14 protein-coding genes are annotated in these 17803 nt (G+C 60.1%); 6 read left to right on the forward strand and 8 right to left on the reverse strand.

Annotation, left to right across the window (positions count from 1 at the left end):
- Positions 1 to 293: 293 nt before the first annotated feature.
- The 8 genes from ACYQ11_RS20955 to ACYQ11_RS20990 all read right to left on the reverse strand — a co-directional run bounded on the left by ACYQ11_RS20955 (position 294) and on the right by ACYQ11_RS20990 (position 11622).
- Positions 294 to 3092, reverse strand: a complete 2799-nt coding sequence (locus ACYQ11_RS20955) for an Hsp70 family protein (protein ID WP_459925785.1) — start codon at positions 3090 to 3092, stop codon at positions 294 to 296.
- Positions 3079 to 4902 (reverse strand): Hsp70 family protein, encoded by a 1824-nt coding sequence (locus ACYQ11_RS20960; protein ID WP_459925786.1) that lies wholly within the window; start codon positions 4900 to 4902, stop codon positions 3079 to 3081. The genes ACYQ11_RS20955 and ACYQ11_RS20960 overlap by 14 nt, the downstream gene beginning before the upstream one ends.
- An 11-nt stretch (positions 4903 to 4913) precedes the next feature.
- Positions 4914 to 5666 carry a DUF2760 domain-containing protein gene (locus tag ACYQ11_RS20965; protein ID WP_459925787.1) on the reverse strand — a complete coding sequence of 251 codons (753 nt, stop codon included), beginning with the start codon at positions 5664 to 5666 and terminating at the stop codon, positions 4914 to 4916.
- A 281-nt stretch (positions 5667 to 5947) separates the two neighbouring features.
- Positions 5948 to 7408: a diadenylate cyclase gene (locus ACYQ11_RS20970; RefSeq protein WP_459925788.1), complete on the reverse strand. Its 1461-nt coding sequence runs from the start codon at positions 7406 to 7408 to the stop codon at positions 5948 to 5950.
- Positions 7409 to 7440: 32 nt separating this feature from the next.
- On the reverse strand, positions 7441 to 8184 hold the full coding sequence (locus ACYQ11_RS20975) for a hypothetical protein (protein ID WP_459925789.1): 744 nt from the start codon (positions 8182 to 8184) through the stop codon (positions 7441 to 7443).
- 8 nt (positions 8185 to 8192) lie between these two features.
- Positions 8193 to 9419, reverse strand: coding sequence for a type II secretion system inner membrane protein GspF (gspF, locus tag ACYQ11_RS20980; RefSeq protein WP_459925790.1), 1227 nt, complete (start codon positions 9417 to 9419; stop codon positions 8193 to 8195).
- A gap of 86 nt (positions 9420 to 9505) precedes the next feature.
- Positions 9506 to 10144: a CPBP family intramembrane glutamic endopeptidase gene (locus ACYQ11_RS20985; RefSeq protein WP_459925791.1), complete on the reverse strand. Its 639-nt coding sequence runs from the start codon at positions 10142 to 10144 to the stop codon at positions 9506 to 9508.
- The gene (locus ACYQ11_RS20990; protein WP_459925792.1) at positions 10117 to 11622 is read right to left on the reverse strand and encodes a HEAT repeat domain-containing protein; all 1506 of its coding nucleotides are present in this window, start codon (positions 11620 to 11622) and stop codon (positions 10117 to 10119) included. Before ACYQ11_RS20990 ends, ACYQ11_RS20985 begins: the two co-directional genes overlap by 28 nt.
- Positions 11623 to 11865: 243 nt before the next feature.
- Here ACYQ11_RS20990 and ACYQ11_RS20995 point away from each other — a divergent pair, with 243 nt between their 5' ends.
- The 6 genes from ACYQ11_RS20995 to ACYQ11_RS21020 all read left to right on the forward strand — a co-directional run bounded on the left by ACYQ11_RS20995 (position 11866) and on the right by ACYQ11_RS21020 (position 17596).
- A complete protein-coding gene (locus ACYQ11_RS20995) occupies positions 11866 to 12660 on the forward strand; it encodes an SDR family NAD(P)-dependent oxidoreductase (RefSeq protein ID WP_459925793.1) in 795 nt (264 codons plus the stop codon).
- A 188-nt stretch (positions 12661 to 12848) separates the two neighbouring features.
- Positions 12849 to 13100, forward strand: a complete 252-nt coding sequence (locus ACYQ11_RS21000) for a hypothetical protein (RefSeq protein ID WP_459925794.1) — start codon at positions 12849 to 12851, stop codon at positions 13098 to 13100.
- A gap of 162 nt (positions 13101 to 13262) precedes the next feature.
- On the forward strand, positions 13263 to 14051 hold the full coding sequence (locus ACYQ11_RS21005; protein WP_459925795.1) for a 2-amino-3,7-dideoxy-D-threo-hept-6-ulosonate synthase: 789 nt from the start codon (positions 13263 to 13265) through the stop codon (positions 14049 to 14051).
- Between the two features lie 85 nt (positions 14052 to 14136).
- A complete protein-coding gene (locus ACYQ11_RS21010; RefSeq protein WP_459925796.1) occupies positions 14137 to 14328 on the forward strand; it encodes a hypothetical protein in 192 nt (63 codons plus the stop codon).
- Positions 14325 to 16238, forward strand: a complete 1914-nt coding sequence (gene selB / locus ACYQ11_RS21015; RefSeq protein ID WP_459925797.1) for a selenocysteine-specific translation elongation factor — start codon at positions 14325 to 14327, stop codon at positions 16236 to 16238. Before ACYQ11_RS21010 ends, selB begins: the two co-directional genes overlap by 4 nt.
- A 149-nt stretch (positions 16239 to 16387) precedes the next feature.
- Complete coding sequence (locus ACYQ11_RS21020; protein WP_459925798.1) at positions 16388 to 17596, forward strand: DUF2333 family protein; 1209 nt, start codon at positions 16388 to 16390, stop codon at positions 17594 to 17596.
- Positions 17597 to 17803 lie beyond the last annotated feature (207 nt).

Consider the following 17803-nt stretch of genomic DNA (forward strand, 5'->3'; position numbering starts at 1 on the left):
GGGGAAGCCCCTCACCTTATAGACACATCGACACAGCCATAACCAACCCAATGTCATTATTTTAAGACCATTATGGGCACGCTTTGCTTTGCCCATCAACTGGACAACGATAATATGTTTAAGTTAATGGCATTGATTACGCGGTTGAAGAGTCACTGGAACCAAGTGCATAACCAGAAAAAATAAAAAAGGACAACCGTGAAGAAGCACTGTCTGTGTTAAAACGTACGCCGTTCGCTGCGTTTTATTAAACGTTCTTTTTTCTTCGTGTCCGTTGGGGTGATCACCCTTTGTCAATCGTGCAGCACGATACCCGCCGGAAGGGATTCTCCGAAGACGGCGCTGTCGTCCACGGCGCTTCGGGTGATGATGTCGGTGAGCGGGGCGGCTGCGGCTGCAGGGGCCTTGTGCCGGGTCATGTATGTGAGGACGGCCGAGGCGGTCTCCCCGTCCACATCACGCATCAGGTCCCCGGTTTTCCGGGCCATGCGGACCAGGGCCGTCCAGACCGGGACCGGGTCCTGAAAGGGGGCTTCGATCAGGCGCCTGATCCAGGCAGACACTTCGGACGGGGGCACCACCCGCTCCACCGACCCGTAAAGCGGGGCCCGGAGGCCGAAACGGGACAGGGACCAGAGCTGCTGGGGCAGGGCTTTTTTCGGGTTCAGTTCATCCAGAAGTTTCCGGCCCAGCCGGATCTTGTCGTTGACCGGCAGGCGTTCCATGTTGGCCATGGCCATCCAGAGTTCCAGTTTTTCCTGGGCGGAAATCTTCGGGGCCGTTTTGGGGTTTTTCGGATCCAGGGTCAGGACCTGATCCTGGAAAAACTGGCGCTGCTGTCCCGCGCTGAGGCCGGCGGCCACCCTCCGCCACAGAATCCACCATTCCTGGCCGGCCTGGGGGGAGTTTGCGAACACCGGACCTTTTTTGTAGATCTTCCACAGGGCCTTGATGCGGTCGGGGTCGAACCCGTGGCCCAGGCCGGGGCGCAGGCAGAATCCCGTGAGATTCAGCCAGCGCTGTTCGACCTCGGGGCTCTGGCTCCGGCTGTCCATGCAGTCAAGGAGAGCGTCTGAAAGGCTTCGAAGCAACGACAGGGGCCAGGCGTTTTTCGGTCGTCCGGCCACGTTCGCAATGGGTTTGACCAGGCCGGACAGGGCGGCGTTCATGTCCGATTTCGATCGCCCCGCCGTGTCGAAGACGTCCCGGATCAGTCGGACGGCCTCATCCACCTGGTCCTGGTCGAGAATTTCATGGTCGGACACCGCCTGGCCGACGGTTTCCTCCCGGCCGCGCAGCTGGAAACTCAGCTTCCAGCGGTGGTCGCTCGACAGGGACCGGCACCAGAGATCCAGGGTGCCCACCTCGGTGTAATCGGCCAGAAGATGAACGGGAATGCGTGTTTCCTGTTCCTTTTTTCCGTAACGGATCACGGTCTGCACCGGGGGCAGCGGCGTCAAGGTGTCATCGAGATCGATCAGGTCCCCGGCCTTGTCCGCATCCCTGTAGCTTGAACTGTACACATCAAAGCTTACCCGCCGGTTGGCCAATACCGTCATGTCCCGGTCGGTCAGTTCCACCGTCGAGCCTTCGTCAAGGCCCCGTTCCACCAGGCAGACCGCCTGATCGGCCCTGCCGGATTCGTCCCGTGCGATGCCCAGGTAGTAAGACCGGGGGCTGCCGCTGCCCACCCGGACGCCCCGGCCCAGCTTGGCCAGGCCGTAGTACGCGGCCCCGAAGGCCACGGCAAGGTCTGGGTCGTCATTGTCCAGCACGGCGGGCAGGGCCTCGTTTTCTTCGCCGAAAAAGTGCCGGACGGCCTCGCGGATTCTCTCGGTGATCAGGGCGGGTTTGAGGGACCCGCCGTTGAACAGGATGTGACCGGGCCGGTGGCTGATGCCTAAACGCTTTTCGACATGGTCTTTGTGCTGGTCGAGAAACCGGCACAGGTGGCGGGTCATGGCCGGTTCCTGCTCGTAGGGCAGGCCGAATTCACTGATGCCCTTGCGGCTGGTCCGCGTCTTTTTTTCATCGCCTGAGACCAGGGGGAAGAATCCGTTGATCAGGATGTCCTCGACCATGGCAAGGGTCAGATCGCCGGACACAGTGCCGCCGATCAGGCTGCTGCCCTGGCCCATCAGGGTGATTTTTTCCTTGACGGAAAGACCGCTGAGCAGGGTTTCCTTGGCCCGTCTGCACTGGTGACAAAGGTTTTTCCAGCGGTCCCCGGACAGGGCGGGGCGGTTTTTCCCGAAACCCGCTTCCACGCGCCGGGCCAGGGCCAGGTCGATGTTGTCGCCGCCCAGGATCAGGTGGTCGCCCACGGCGATGCGCTCGAACCTCGGCGTGCCTTCGGTTTGTCTCAGGGTGATCAGGCTGAAGTCGGTGGTGCCGCCGCCGATGTCGCAGACCAGAATCAGCTCGCCGGGGGTCACGTGACGGTCCCAGTCCGATTCGTGGCGGGACAGCCAGCTGTAGAAGGCGGCCAGGGGTTCTTCGAGCAGGGTGATCTGTTTGAGGCCCGCCTTGCGGGCCGCTTCCACGGTCAGTTCCCGGGCCGCCTCGTCAAAGGAGGCAGGCACGGTGATCACCGTGAACTGGTTTTCCAGCCACAGGGATTCGTCGTCGCCCCGGTCCTTGTTCCAGCATCGTCTTATATGGGCCAGGTAATGGGCCGAGGCGTCCACCGGGGACATCTTGCCCACCTCCTCCCCGGACCCCCAGGGCAGGATTTTCGCCCGCCGGTCGGCCTGGTGGTGGCACAGCCAGCTTTTGGCCGAGGAAATCAGCCGGGCCGGGACCCTGGCGCCGTGATCCCGGGCAAAGGTTCCGGCGAAATGGCGGTCTGCGGTTTTGAACGGGTGAAGGATGGCGTCCTTTGGGATGTCGTAATCCCCGGGAATATAGAGAAAGGAGGGCAGCACCTTCTCCCGGCGGATCTCGCCGGGCCCCGTGAGCTGGGGAACGGTGAACAGGGACATGGGGCTTTTCCCGGCGTCCGGCGTCCGGGACAGATCCACGTAGGACACGGCCGAGTTGGTGGTGCCCAGATCGATGCCCACGATGTAGGCCACGGCGTCAGATACTGTCATCGTCTTGTTCCCGCACGTTGAATTCGAGTTTCCATTTTTCCCCGGTGTCCCGGGACACGCACCGGAATTCCAGGGTGCCGGTTTCCGTGACCCGGATGTCGAAATACACCGGCACGGCCGTGCCGTTTTCACCCGACAGGGTCGTTTCGATGGCGGCCACGGGTTCGATCTCCCCCGGTTCCCATTCCTCGATCAGGGTGCCGGGCCGGTCCTCCTTGCGGCCGGTGGACCCCAGGATGTCGAACACCACGGGCTCGCCGGTGATCAGCACGAATTCCTCGCTGTCGATCAGGGCTTCGGAGCCTTCTTCCATGCCCCGGCCCGCCACACACAGGGCCTTCATGGGTGCGGGCATGCCGGGAATGGCGGGCATGGACGATTCGACGGCCACATAGTAGGCCCGCTCGAGGCCCGCCCGGATGCGGATGCCCCTGCCTTCCCGGGCGAGGCCGTAGTATGCTGCACCCCGGGCCACGGACAGGTCCACGTCTTCGGCGGGCAGCTCCCGCACGGTCTTGGCCTGGCCCAGATCGGCACACCAGCCTGAGAGCAGAGCGACAAGCCGCTTTCGTACGGCGTCTGATTTCATGATGCCGCCGTTGAACAGCACGGCGTCGGGGATTTCCGGCCGACCGTCCGGGACGGGGTTTGCGGCGAGGAAGGCGGCCAGATGGCGGGTGACGGCAGGGTCGGCTTCATAGGCCAGGCCCAGTTCCCGCAAACCGGATCGTTTCGCCTCCCGGGGCCGGTCGTCAGGGCCGCAGGCCGGGAAAAAACCGTCCAGAATCACGGCCTCGACCTCCTGCCGGGTCAGGGTTTCCCGGAGGGTGCCTCCGATGAGGCCGCTGCCCCGTCCCAGCACGGTGACGGGCACCTCCGTCACGGAGGGGTCTTCGAGAATTTTTTCCTTGGCCCTCCGGCAACTGTGGGTCAGGCCCCGCATCTGCCAGGCGTCGAGTTTTCTGCCCTTGTCCATGAATTTCTTCGCCACGGTGTACGACAGGGCCAGATCCATGTTGTCGCCGCCCACCAGAAGATGCCTGCCCACGCAGATCCGTTCCAGGGCGAGTTCCCCGTTTTTTTCGGAGATGCGGATCAGGCTGAAGTCGGTGGTGCCGCCGCCCACGTCGCAGACCAGGACCAGTTCGCCTTGTTTTACGGCCTTTCGGAAGCGGTCCTTCTGACTGTCGATCCAGGCGTAAAAGGCGGCCTGGGGTTCTTCGAGCAGGGTCAGGTCCCCGAGTCCGGAAAGGGACGCCGCCTGGACGGTCAGCTCCCGGGCCACGGCGTCGAAGGAGGCGGGCACGGTCAGGTAGACCTTCTGGAATTCCATGGCGCAAAGGTCGTCTTCGGCGGCCATGGTATGGTTCCAGGCGTCTTTGATGTGGGTGAGGATGGCCGCCGAGGCCTCAACCGGGGACAGCTTGGACAGGTCGCCCGATCCCTTCCAGGGGAGGATCGGCTTGTTGCGGTCCACCAGGGTGTTGCACAGCCAGGATTTGGCCGAGGAAATCAAGCGGTCGGGAAGGCCCTCCCCCCGGTTCCGGGCAAATTCCCCCACGCAAAGGGCGCTGTCCGCGTTCCAGGGCAGGGCGAGGCTTCCTTTGGCCGTATCGTGGGCCTCGGGCAGGAAAACGAAGGAAGGCAGGATGTCCCGGCCGGCCACACTGCCGTCATCGACCAGTTGGGGGACGGGAAAGATCCGGATGTCCGGGGCCTCGTCCGTCGGCCCTGCGGGTGCAGGGACAAAGGCCGCCACACTGTTGGTGGTGCCGAGATCGATGCCGATGATGTAACGATGGTCTGACATGGTGTTGTTCCTTATTCGATATCCACTTCCGCCGGGGCGAGAACGGCGGGATTGTCCTGCCGGGACAGGGTGGGGATCTCCAGTTTGTCGACTTTCCAGCCTTTGTGGCGCAACGTTCCGTCAAAGGGGGGATTGCCCACCACCTTGCCGGTCAGGCGGATTTCCGCCGGGTCGAATCCCGGGGGGACGGTCACGGTGTCGCCCTCGGACGTCTCGATGATCGGTGAGAGGCTGAGGTAACGCGACAGGGCCTTGGCGCAGTTTTCGTGGATCTGGCGCACGGCGGCGCCGATCTGGTCGTCGTCGTACTGATCGAGCTTTTCGTTGAAAAAATCAAGGAGCCGTCCTTCTTTTTGGAGCACGGCGATCAGGTGCAGGAACAGCCGCTTGCGGGCGTTCTCCTCGATCAGTGCCTCCTCAGCGTCCGGGGCGCCCGCTTTTTTCGGAACAGCCGCGGAAACGGTTCCGGCCAGGGCCTTTTTCGCCGCGGCCCGAAGCCCAAGCCAGGTGATCAGGGTGAACACCAGCGCCACCGCAAGGCTTCCCGGGACAAAGACCTTGAGAAACCAGGGTTTGAGAAACAGGTATTGGGCCAGGCCTTCGGCGAAGGTCAACCCCTCGGCCAGGGCCGCCGCCTCTCCGGCCTTGATGGCCACAAGCCCGATACCCAGGTAAAGCAGATAATCGAGCACCAGCGTCATCACCACCGCCATCACCACCAGCAAGGCCAGGGACTGCCCGGAAAACCGTTTGATCTGTTCCATTGTTTCGCTCCTTATTTGATGAGAACCGTCCGTGGGATTCCGTCTGAATAAAATGACTGTATTAAATAGATACATCAACGGTGTCAAGGGACTAATACATGACGCGCCTTCGTTCCGCAAGGCCAAAAAACGGGCGCCGGGTTAAGCGCGCCCCGCACGTTAACGATGACCGTTGCAGGATCAACCCACCCGTTCAAGCGGCCCACCGGCGGGCACACAGACCAGGACGAAGGGGTCCGGTGTTTTGTTCGCTCTCGATAACAGGGCAGGGTGACTCTGTTTTAATGAAGGCCTTCGCCTGTTGAGGGCGCCGGCATCGAAACGGGCCTGACCGTGATGACCACCGACACATCGGGCCAACGTTTTTCCAACGACTGGGCCGACGGGGGCGCCACAATTTTGCAGAACAGGGTGGTGGTCTCCCGGATGTTGTTCAGAAAGACGGGGGTGGTGGTCACGCGCCCCGGGGTCTTTTCGTTTTCCCCCGCAGGAAACAGGGCGCTTATCGATTCCGGCAGCGTTTGAACCGACACCAGCTCGAAGCCGTCGGGAAGCTTTCCCACCAGCTGGGGCTCGATGGTCACGGCGGTCAGGGTGAGTTTGGCCATGGTGATGTCGATGGAGACGGGGTCCACATCCACCAGTCGGAGCCCTTTGGGCAGGTGGATGTTGTCTTCGTTGATCGGAAAGGTATGTTTGCCTTCGGCGGCTTTGGCCAGGTCGATCATGACGCTCAGGTCGGAAGGGGCAAGGGGACTCAGGTCGGATTTGGAACCGGTCAGGTGAACCCGGATGTCCTTGGGCTTTTCTCCGATCATGACCATGTTGTCGGCCGTGGCGGTGTATTCGATGGGAACGGTGATGATTTTTTCGATGATTTCACTTTGGGAATAGATCATGGTCAGCCAGAACACCAGAGAAACCATCAGGGCCCCAAGGCCCTCGACGATGATTCTCCGGCCCGTATGGACAGGCGGCATGTCCAGGTGCGAGGCGGATCCGTCTGTTTTGCACTGGGTGCAGATGGCATCGAGGATCATGCGTTTGTCTGCCATGACGCTGATGTCTCCGTTGTAGAAGACGGAAACGGTTCCCCGTTCCTCCGAGGAAACAAGAACCATCGCGTCGCATCGTTCGCAAAGCCCCATGGCGGCCTGATGACGTGTTCCGTACCATTCGGGGAGTTTTCCGCTTTTTGACACCGGCAGGCGGACGCCGAATTCGGACACTTTGCCCCGCCTGACGATCAGGGCGCCGTCATGCCCCGGGGAATGGGGGTCGAAGAGACTGACGATCAGGGGATAGCTGGGCACGGCATCGACGGGGTAGCCCCCGTCAAGCCAGGGCTTGACCGGTTCGTCGCCGGGGATGACCACAATGGCGCCGATCCGTTTGGATGCCATATCCCACAGGCTTTCGGCAATGAGCCTTGCGAATTCATCGTCGTAGGCCATATTTTTGTTGCGGCGCATGGTGGCGGTTCGCTCGAATATTTTTCGAAGCTCGGGCTGGAAGATCACCACCAGGCTGATGACGGCCACATGGCTGACGTTCCGGTAAATCCATTCAATGCCTTTGAGATCCAGGTAGCTGGCCAGGAAGAACACCACGGCCGCGATCAGCATGCCGGATACGATTTTCCAGGTGCCCAGACGGATCAGGGTCCGGTAAAGGAAGAACAGGGCGGCGGCGATCAGGACGACATCGAGAAGGGACCGCCATGTGATCAATGGACTCAACATATTCGAGGCCTCCCGGCTGATCAGGGCCGCTGTCAGGGTTGATAGGTGAACACCAGCCGCCAGGATTGACGATCCGTGCGGGTGGCTGAAAACAGGTCGCTCAGAATATCCTGCGTGGAAAACACGTCCGGATTGGCCGCCTTCAGGAGCGTGCCGAGAAACGACGCGGCGCCGGGCGTGATGGTCGTGTCCATCACCATGAAGGTTTTGACCAGGCCCATGGGGATCGCGGGGTCGATCAGATGGACGACGGTGACATCCGCCCGGTGCCCGCCTCCCAGAAAGTCCCACGATTCCAGGAAAATCTCATAGGTGAGGATTTTCTCCACCGAATAGTCGCGGCCGTCGAGATGGAGTTTCTGGGGAACCGCCGGCGTTTCGATGGTCAATGAACGGAAATACCCGGCCTCCGACGGGGACACCACGGAAAGGGGGGTGACCGTCCCTTCGATCACCGTGTGGGCCTTCAGGACCCGTCCCGTGTCCGTGACGAACAGGTGCTTTTCAAAATCCAGCACGTGGCGGCGTTCAGGTTCGAGAACCACCTCGAACACCCCGTCTTCTTTGCCGGCGATCCGGGCAACCTGGATCGAATCCTTCATGGCGGGATGGTCTCCCGCGTATCGGGCCGAATCGCCCACCCGGGCGTTTTGAGGGAGGTAGAAATAATCAATCACCGGCTCGTTCCGGATGGACCGGTAGGCCATGGGCCGCATGAGGACCGCACACCCCGTCAGCCAGGTCAGGATCAGGACGGCCGCTATGCATCGCATCATGGTTTTTCCTATTTGATCAGCTGGTTCATTTCGAAAATGGGCAGGCAGATGGAGAAGACGATGAAGCCCACCACCACGCCCATCAAAAGGATGATGGCCGGTTCGAGCAGGGCGGTCATGCCCACGAGGCTCGACTCGACCTCCTTTTCGTAGACATCGGCCACCTTGTTCAGCATGGTTTCAAGCTCCCCGCTCTGCTCGCCGACCTTGATCATCTGGATGGACAGGAAGGGAAAGACCTTGGCGGCGGAGAGAGCCGCCCCGAGTTCATGGCCCTGCTCCACCTCCTTCGCGGCATCTGCGATGGTTTCTGCGATGATGCTGTTGCCGGCCACGTTTTTCACCACCTCAAGGGCTCCCATCATGGACACGCCGTTTTCGAGGAGGGACCCTAAGGTCCGGCTGAATCGGGCCACGGCCAGCTTGAGCACCAGATCGCCGATCAGAGGAAAGGAAAGCAACAGCCGGTCGATGATCAGGCGGCCCCTGTCCGTTTTTTTGAAGGCGGCGTAACCGTAGGCCCCGGCTGCAATCAGAAGGACGAACAGCCACCACCAGCCGGAGAGGAATTCGCTGGTGCCGATGAGCAGCCGGGTGGGCAACGGCAGGGTCTGCCCCATGTCCGAGAAGATGGTGGTCATGTTGGGCACCACGAAGGTCAACAGTAGGAACAGCACCACCGTGCCGATGAGGGCCATGAAAATCGGATAGGCCAGGGCCGCCTTGATTTTGGAGTTCAGGGCCGACTGGCTCTCACTGATGTCCGCCAGACGTTCGAGGACGATTTCAAGGGTGCCCGAGGCTTCTCCGGCCCGGATCATGTTGATGTACACCGGTGAAAAGGTTCCGGGGTAGTCGGACAGGGCCGCGGCGAAGCTTTTGCCTTCCTCGATGGAGTCCTTGATGCGCGAGATGATTTTTTTGAACACCGGCGAGCCCGTCTGCTTGATCAGGGTATCGATGGCCGTGACCAGAGGGAACCCGGCGGTGAGCAGGGTGGCCATCTGCCTGGTCATCATGGTGATGTCGTTTGCGGAAACCCGGGCGAAGGGCCGAAAGGAGGGAAGCGATCCTTTGCCGGTTTTTTTGGTCGGATGGTCCACTTCCTTGATGGTCACCGGGTAGATTTTGGTGGCCCGGAGCTTCTGGCGGGCCGCCCGGGCGCTTTCGCAGTCAATGATCCCGGAGACGTTTTTCCCCTTGGCGTTCAAGGCGGTGTATTCAAATACGGGCATAAATGCTGTCCCCCGATATGGGCGTAAGATGTGAAACTCGGCGTTTTCATGGGTTATAGCGGTAAATCGGCGCGGTTTCAAGAGCCTTATAACAATGAAATCGTGAAGAGGGTCATGTTTCCTGCGGCATGAATGACGACGGGTGCCCACAGGGACCGTTCTTTTTCATAACAGACGCCGAAAACCAGCCCGCCGACCAGCTGGACCAGGGGAAAGCCGGAAAAGGAATGGGCCAGGACGAACAGTCCCGTGCTGATCAGAAGGGCGCTCAAAAAACCCCGGCGTCTCAGGTATCCAAACACCAGTCCCCGGAAAAACAGCTCTTCGGCCAGGGGGGCCAGCACCCCGCCCGCCAAAAAGAAGAACACGCGATCGGTCATGGTTGCGGGCAGGCGGGTTTTGAGAAGCAACAGCGGATCGATACCGGCCAGAGATAAACCCAGCATGCCCAAAAGGGCGGCGCATCCGAAGAAAAGGGACCAGATCATGCCCCGGACGAGGCCCCGGCCTGCGGCAGGCCCGGTCACTCCCAGAGACCCCAGTCCGGTTTGGAAATAATACACGATGGAAAGAACAGCCGTGATCTGGATCAGACGGATCAGGCAGAGTCCCGCAAGGGGGGGCATCGGCAGTGCCGCCCATCCGGTTCGAAAGGCCGTTTCGGAAAGAAGGACAACGGCCGCAGCAAGGGCAAGGGTCAGTCCCCGGATCGTTTTTGAGTCCATCCCAACCTCTTGAGCGCCCTGTAGGCGTACCATTGAACATACCAGTGATCGGAGGCCTCGATGCGGCGGATGATGACCGGCACGGCCCTGCGGAGGCCCGACATGCCCAGGGCGAAAAACGCCTGGCAGCGCACATTGGGGTGGGGATCGTCCAAAAGGGCGATGAGGCGCTCGTACCGTCCGGGGGCCCGGCTGTATGCCAGGGACCGTGCGTACCAGTAGCGCTCGGGAACGGAGTCGCTGAGGGCAAAGGCCCCGCCCTGCGGATGGGCTGACGCGGCCGCGTCCTGATCGCACAGGGCCCGGAGGGCGGCGGTGCGGCGGACGGAGGAGCCGGAGGCCAGGGCCTCGGGAATGTCGTCGGGTGACAGGGCGGCGGGGCTCTGGGCCCAGAGAAAGACAAAGGCGGCAAGGCCCACCGTCAGGCAGAGGCCCGAGGCGACGAGACGTGCCGGTCCAGGCGCCGCGAACAGGGCGCAGACGCAGAAAAAAAAGCCGTGCAGCATCAGATACATCAAAAGGGGCAGGCCGCTGATCAGGGCGATGCCGACGGCGGACCGGTAGTTGGCGTATCGGTCCGTGTCCCGGGACAGGGCGTCGAACACCCCCCGGGGGTCCTTGAGCAGGTTGTCCACGGGCAGGCTGCGGATCAGGCGGCCCTGCCGGAAGACCTGGACATGACGGGCGTTTCCGACCATGGAAAGGTCGGCATGGCGGGCTTCGCCCACAGGCAGGTAATCCCTGATCAGAAGCTCGCGTGCGATGCGGTTGGTCATTGCGGGCGGTGCGTCAAGGCGCAGGTGCCCCTGCTTGATCAGTTTCTGGTCCAGGGATTTGAACACCTCCGCCGGGGCCAGGGTGTAACGGTAGTAAAAATCGTTGACGGCCATGCCGACCGGGTTGGTCAAAAGGAAACTGTCCCTGAAATCCGTAAAAATCCGGCTGTCGCCGCCCCGTGCGAAAACAAGCAGGACACCCGCCAGGATCAGGGGCGGACACAGATGGGCCGCCAGGGTCATCCGGCTGAGCGGCCTGGAGAGCGGATCCCGGGTCATCCCATCGAGACCGTACACCAGACCAAAGGCCAGGGCACAGGCCAGGCTTTCGAGCATAAGCAGGCCCCGGGCGTTGATAAACACAAGGAAGGCCGACAGTGTCAGCACCGGCAAAGACCATCGGACAAGCGGGCGGAACGCGGCTGCCGGCCGGGCGAGGCAAAGGGCGGCCAGGCAGACCAGGGCGCCCAGGGTCAGCGTGAAAAAAAAGGCTCCGGAACAGGCCGTCACCGGGCTCTGGACCTGATCGATGATTCTGAGATTGGGCACGGCCAGGTATCCCTCGGCCGCAGCCGATGTCGCCAGGCGGGCCAGGAATCGATCGCTCTGGAAGACCCGCAGCGTCATCACCAGCTGGAACGCGGTAAGGCCCGCCGCGATCGATCCGGCGGTTTTCAGATAGCGGTTAAGGGGCGCAAACATTGATTTCCTTCGTTCGGGTAATCCCTTGAAAGGTCTTGATTTATCAATGGGACAGCCATATAATAACGGCCTGACAACCTGCCTTGCGGCCGCCCTTCGAACCGTTGCGGCCGCGGACAACGGGCGAGAGGGATTTTCTCCCGACCGCCGTGCACGCGTATCTACATATCAGTTTTTTTGTCATCGGAATCAATAGTTTTTTATTCATCCCTCATAATCGGAACAATCAAAAGGAGGCGAAGCATGCTTGAAATCAAAGATGCGGTGGCTGTGATCACCGGCGGTGCAAGCGGAATCGGATTTGCCCTGGCCAAGTACTGGGTGGAGCGGGGCGGCAAGGTCGTTCTCGGGGATGTGTCCGAAGACGGGCTTGAAAAGGCCCGGGCCTCCATCTTGGCCATGGGCGGGGCCGTGGCCGTGGTTCCCGGCAACGTCACCCGGGAAGAGGATTGCGCCCGACTGGCCGACACGGCCATCGAGCGTTTCGGAAAGATCAACCTGGTGGCGCCCTTCGCGGGGGTGATCAAGGACGGCATGATGGTGTCTCCGGACAAGGACACCGGCAAAGTCTCACGGAAGATGTCCCTCAAGGATTTTCAGTTCGTTATCGACATCAACCTGACCGGGGTGTTTCTGACCATCCGGGAATGCGCCGAGCGCATGATCAACAATGACTGCAAAGGATTGATCTGCCTGGTTTCCTCCACCGGGTCCCTGGGAACGGCGGGCCAGATCAATTATTCATCGACCAAGGCGGCCATGTCGGTGATGCCCAAGGTGCTCACCGGCGAATTTTTCCGCCGCGGGTTTTCGGACAAGATCCGGGTCACGGCTGTGGCTCCCGGCTATGTGGGCACCGACATGGTCCGGAACATGAACCAGGCGGCCCTTGAAAAGGTGCTTGAAAACGTGCCCATCAAACGCTTGATCGAACCCGAGGAGGTGGCGTCCCTGGTCTGTGAACTCTACCGGAACGAGGCCCTGACCGGGGATACCTATTTCATTCACGGCGGCCTGCGGCTGGGCTCCAAAGGCTGATCGTCTCCCATCGTCGGAGACCCCCGGTCTCCGACGATTCTTTCAGGCCGCCGTCTTAACGTTCTCATCGTCGGGATCCCCCGATAAAGCCGAAAATCCCATTCAAAAAAAAATTAAAGCCTTTGACCGTATCTGTCAAACCGGCGTGGTAGGGTCTGTCATGGATCAACGATAACGGAGGATGATAGATGACGATCATAAAGGTATTGAAAGAGCAGGCACGGATGATTGTGATGAACAAGGACCCCCGCTTTCAGGTGGTGCGATACGAACAGAAGGAGCAGGGCAGGGGACGCTACCGGTTCAATGTCCTGATTCGCGAGGTGACAACGGGACGGTACTACGGGGCCAGTTACACGGCCGGGGTGACGGGGTGGCGGCGCAGGCCGGTTCAGCCCTTCGATTGCGACGACCCTCTGTTTCAGGAGGTGGCGATGTGATCGTCTGACGGGCGGTTGACCCGGTTTTGAAAACTTTGCGCCGCGCCCTGGTTAAACTGTTTGAAAAACCCTTTTGGATGTGATGTTATGGGGCATCCGAAGCCGGGGGAATGATGCCGCCGGCTCTGTCTTTCAAATCAGCATTATCAAAGCAGGTGAACCATGAGTGTGGGAAAGAAAATCAGGATCAAGCGCATCATCAACCGGAAATCCGGGAAAACCGTGATCGTTCCCATGGATCACGGGGTGTCCCTGGGGCCCATTGCCGGCCTCGAAGACATGGACAAGACCGTGAACATGGTCATCCGGGGCGGGGCCAACGCCACCATCGTGCACAAGGGCATCGTCACGTCGACCAACAGGAGCGAGGACACGGATATCGGGCTGATCATCCATCTGTCCGCCTCCACCTCCCTGACCCCGGAACCCAACCGGAAGGTCTGGGTCTGTGACGTGGAAGAGGCTCTGACCCTGGGGGCCGACGCCGTATCCGTCCATGTGAATGTGGGGTCCGCCTCCGAATCGATGATGCTCGAAGCTCTGGGCCGGACGGCCAAGGAGTGCAACCGGTGGGGCATGCCCCTGTTGGCCATGATGTATCCCCGGGGCAAGGATGTGGACGTCAATGTCGACTCCATCAAGCTGGCGGCCCGGGTGGGGGCCGAACTCGGGGCCGACATCATCAAGTGCCCCTACACGGGCGATGCCGAGAGTTTCGAGGGGGTGGTCCGGGGATGCCCGGTGCCCGTTGTCATTGCCGGCGGTTCCAAGCTCAGCGACGAAGAAACCCTGGCCATGATCGAGGGCGCCATGAAGGCCGGGGCCGCCGGTCTGTCCATGGGCCGGAACGCCTTTCAACATGAAAACCCCGAACGGTTTGTCAATGTGGCCTGCCGGATGGTTCATGACGGCCTGTCGGCCGCCGAAGCGCTCGACCTGCTGCGGGGCTGATGCCGTCAAACTTGGTATTGACCCGTCGGGACTTCTATACTATTTAATGGCTTTGCCGTTAACGTCCCTTGTCCTGCGAGGATGCATGAACCGAATTTATATCCTGATTCTGAGGGTCATTTTGAGTGCTGCCTGCGCCGTCATGCTGACGCGGCTGTTTCATCCTGAAAAAAGCCTGGTGTTCACGGTCGGCCTTGCCGCCCTGCTGCTGTCGTTGTCCTATGTCTCCGCGTATTTTCGATCAAAACATGCCAACACGAAGGAGAAGGGCCGTTGAAGCAGATCGTCTTAGGCACCGCCGGTCATATCGACCATGGTAAAACCAGTCTGATCAAGGCCCTGACCGGGATCGAGACCGACCGGCTCAAAGAGGAAAAAGCCCGGGGTATCACCATCGAGCTGGGCTTCGCCTCCATGGTTCTTCCCGGCGGCCAGCGTCTGGGCATCGTGGATGTGCCCGGCCATGAAAAATTCGTCAAGAACATGGTGGCCGGGGTGACCGGCATCGACATGGTGGCCATGGTTATCGCCGCCGACGAAGGGGTCATGCCCCAGACCCGGGAACATATGGAGATCTGCTCCCTTCTGGGTGTGCGTTTCGGCCTGGTGGTCCTGACCAAGGTGGACATGGTCGATGAGGAATGGCTGGAACTGGTGACCGAGGACATCCGTGCCTTTGTGGCGGACAGCTTCCTTGAGGGGGCGCCCATCGTGCCGGTGTCGTCCTTGACCGGCCAGGGGCTTCCCGAACTGATGGCGGCCCTGGACGCTCTGGCGGCCCGGGTTCCCGAGAGAACCTCCAGCGGCCTGTTCCGCCTGCCTGTGGACCGGGTGTTCACCATGAAAGGGTTCGGTACCGTCATCACCGGCACCGTGGCCTCCGGCAGTATCCGGGTGGGGGATTCCATCATGATCTACCCCTCGGGAATTACGTCCAAGGTGCGGGGCATTCAGGTCCATAACGCCGCCACCGAAGAGGCCGGGGCGGCCATGCGCACCGCCATCAATTTTCAGGGCCTCGAAAAAGCCGCCATCAACCGGGGTGACGTGGTGTCCGTCCCCGACGGCCTGCGGAACAGCCATCTGCTCGATGCCCGGATGCATTACCTGAAAAGCAACAAGCGGCCCCTGAAAAACCGGACGCGCATACGCATGCACACGGGCACCTGTGAAATCATGGGCAACCTGATCCTTCTTGAGAAGGAAACCCTGGATCCCGGCGAGACCACAGTGGTCCAGATCCGTCTGGAATCGCCCATGGCCTGTGTGAAAGACGACCGCTTCGTGATCCGGAGTTATTCCCCGGTCCGGACCATCGCCGGCGGGGAAATTCTCAATCCCTTTCCCCAGAAGCACAAACGGTTCAAGTCGGAGATCGTCGACGGACTCAAGGGTCTTCTCGAAAACGATCTGGCCGATGCGATCGCCTTTCATGCGTCCCAGGCCGGATACCACGGCCTGACCTTTGGCGAGCTGAAGCTGATGACCAACATGCCGGAGAAAAAGCTGACCACGGCGGTATCGAATTTTCTGTCCCAGAAAGTGCTGATCCAGACCGACAAGGAAACCCGGACCTATATTCACGGTGAGGCCTTTGGCCGGCTCAACCAGACGGCCCGGGATTATCTGGCCCGTTACCATGAGGCCAACCCGCTCAAGGAAGGGATGTCCAAGGGGGAACTGAAATCCAAATTCCCCCCGGATCTGGGCGTCAAGCTGTACAACCTGATCATCAACCATCTGCTCGGTGACGGAACCCTGGTTCAGGAGGGCGATCTTGTGCGCCTTTCGTCGCATACGGTAGCGCTCAAGGTCGACCAGGAGGAACTCAAGGAAAAGATACTTTCAGCCTACAAGGATTCGGCCCATACGCCGCCTTATTTCAAGACACTGGCCGAGGAGCTCGGGGCGAGTCCCGCCCAGGCCAAGGACGTCCTGATGCTTCTGGTCAACGAAAAATCTCTGGTGAAAATCAAGGAAGATCTGTATTTTTACAGCGAGGCCTTAGCTGAGATCCAGACCCGGCTGGTCGATTACCTGACGGCCCATCAGGACATCTCGGCCCCCCAGTTCAAGGATCTGACCGGCGGTCTGGCACGGAAATACCTTATTCCGCTTCTTGAATATTTTGACATGAAAAACATCACCATCCGGGTCGGAGACACGCGGCAGCTGAGAAATCGATGATCCCGTCGGGACGTCTTTAAAAAAATGGTTTGATGTTGGTTTTACATTTGGTTAAAACACAGGGGCGGACTCCGGTGTTACGGATTGCGTTCCATGAAAGAATATAAAAAACAATCGTGATGGCCTTCGCCATCGGATGAGGAGAGACAATGAGCGGTAACAAGGGAACATCTGATCAGACCGGTTTCGGTCGTTACGCATCGGTTCGTATTGTGGCGGGCATCGTCATCGGCATGGGCTGCCTCTGGCTTTTCAGCACGATCATTTCCTTCTTTTCCGGGACACCGGAAGGAAAGTCACCTTACAAGCAGGTGGTCGAACAGTACCCGGCCCTGCAGAAAGCCGACGGTTGGCTGGCGAGTCATGACTCCAATGCCGGCAACCCCGACGAGATGAGCCAGGCCCAGGAAAACCTTTCGAACAAACGGTTCACGTCGAATTACAGTGACGGGGAAGGGGTCATTTCCCACAGCGGCATGATCAACGACACGGCCGATGTCACCCCCGTTCCGCGGCCGGTTCCGGTTCAGGACGTTCCCGTCGCCGTTCCGGCGGTCCCCGCGCCGCTCCCGGCCATCCCCCAGGTCAGGCCCCGGCAGGTGATCGGCACGGCCTTTGTCGATGCATTGTGTCGTCCGTTGCAATACGAGCTCGATGGCCGTTTCTGGGGATGGCGGCCCAACGATTTGTGGATCACCAAGCTGGGCATGGACAATGTGGAGAATTTTCAACTCGGTCTTATCGAGATGACCCGCCGTTCGGTGAACGTCCTGTCCGAGCGCATATCCCGGACCGGCACCAACGTGTACATCAACGAGAATCTCCAGAAAGCCCGGAGCAACCTGAATATCGATCCGGGACGGTTCTGGTTTCCCTCGGCTGAAAATGAATACAAACGGGCCATCGATCAGCTCAAGGCTTATATTGATGATGTGAGTCAGGGCAAGGCCTACTTCTTCACACGCTCCGACAACCTGATCCCCCTTCTGATCGAGTTCCGCAATCAGCTCGGTGACTGTGACAACAAGCTGATCCGGATGGAGAGCGATCCCAAGACCCAGGTCAGCACCTTCGAGGCGGACAACCTGTTCTATTACTCCAAAGGGGTGGCGTCGGTCATTCTTCCCCTGCTCAAGGCCATCGAGGAGGATTTCAACATGACGCTCAAATCCCGTGACGGCATCGAAACCCTCCATCATGCCATTGAGGCCTGCGAAGGGGCGGCCCACCTGTCACCCTGGATCGTCTTTGAAGGGGATTATGACGGCTTTTTTGCCAACCACCGGGCCAACATGTCCACCTACATCAGCCATGCCCGTTTTTATATCGGCGTTTTGATCACCAGCCTGGCCACCTGATCGGCGGCGGACGTCCTCAAAAGCAAAAAACCCGGCCCCATGGCCGGGTTTTTTATTTAAACAATCTGGTTATGCACTTCCCTCAAGTTGGAGGTGATTATTCAATTGTTAAACCACCCGTTCGCGTTGCTCACTGAAGGGCACGAAGAGCACGAAGAAGTACGTAAATAGAGGGTTTTTCTTCGTGATCCTTCGTGTTCTTCAGTG

Source organism: Desulfatiferula olefinivorans (genome assembly GCF_054657895.1).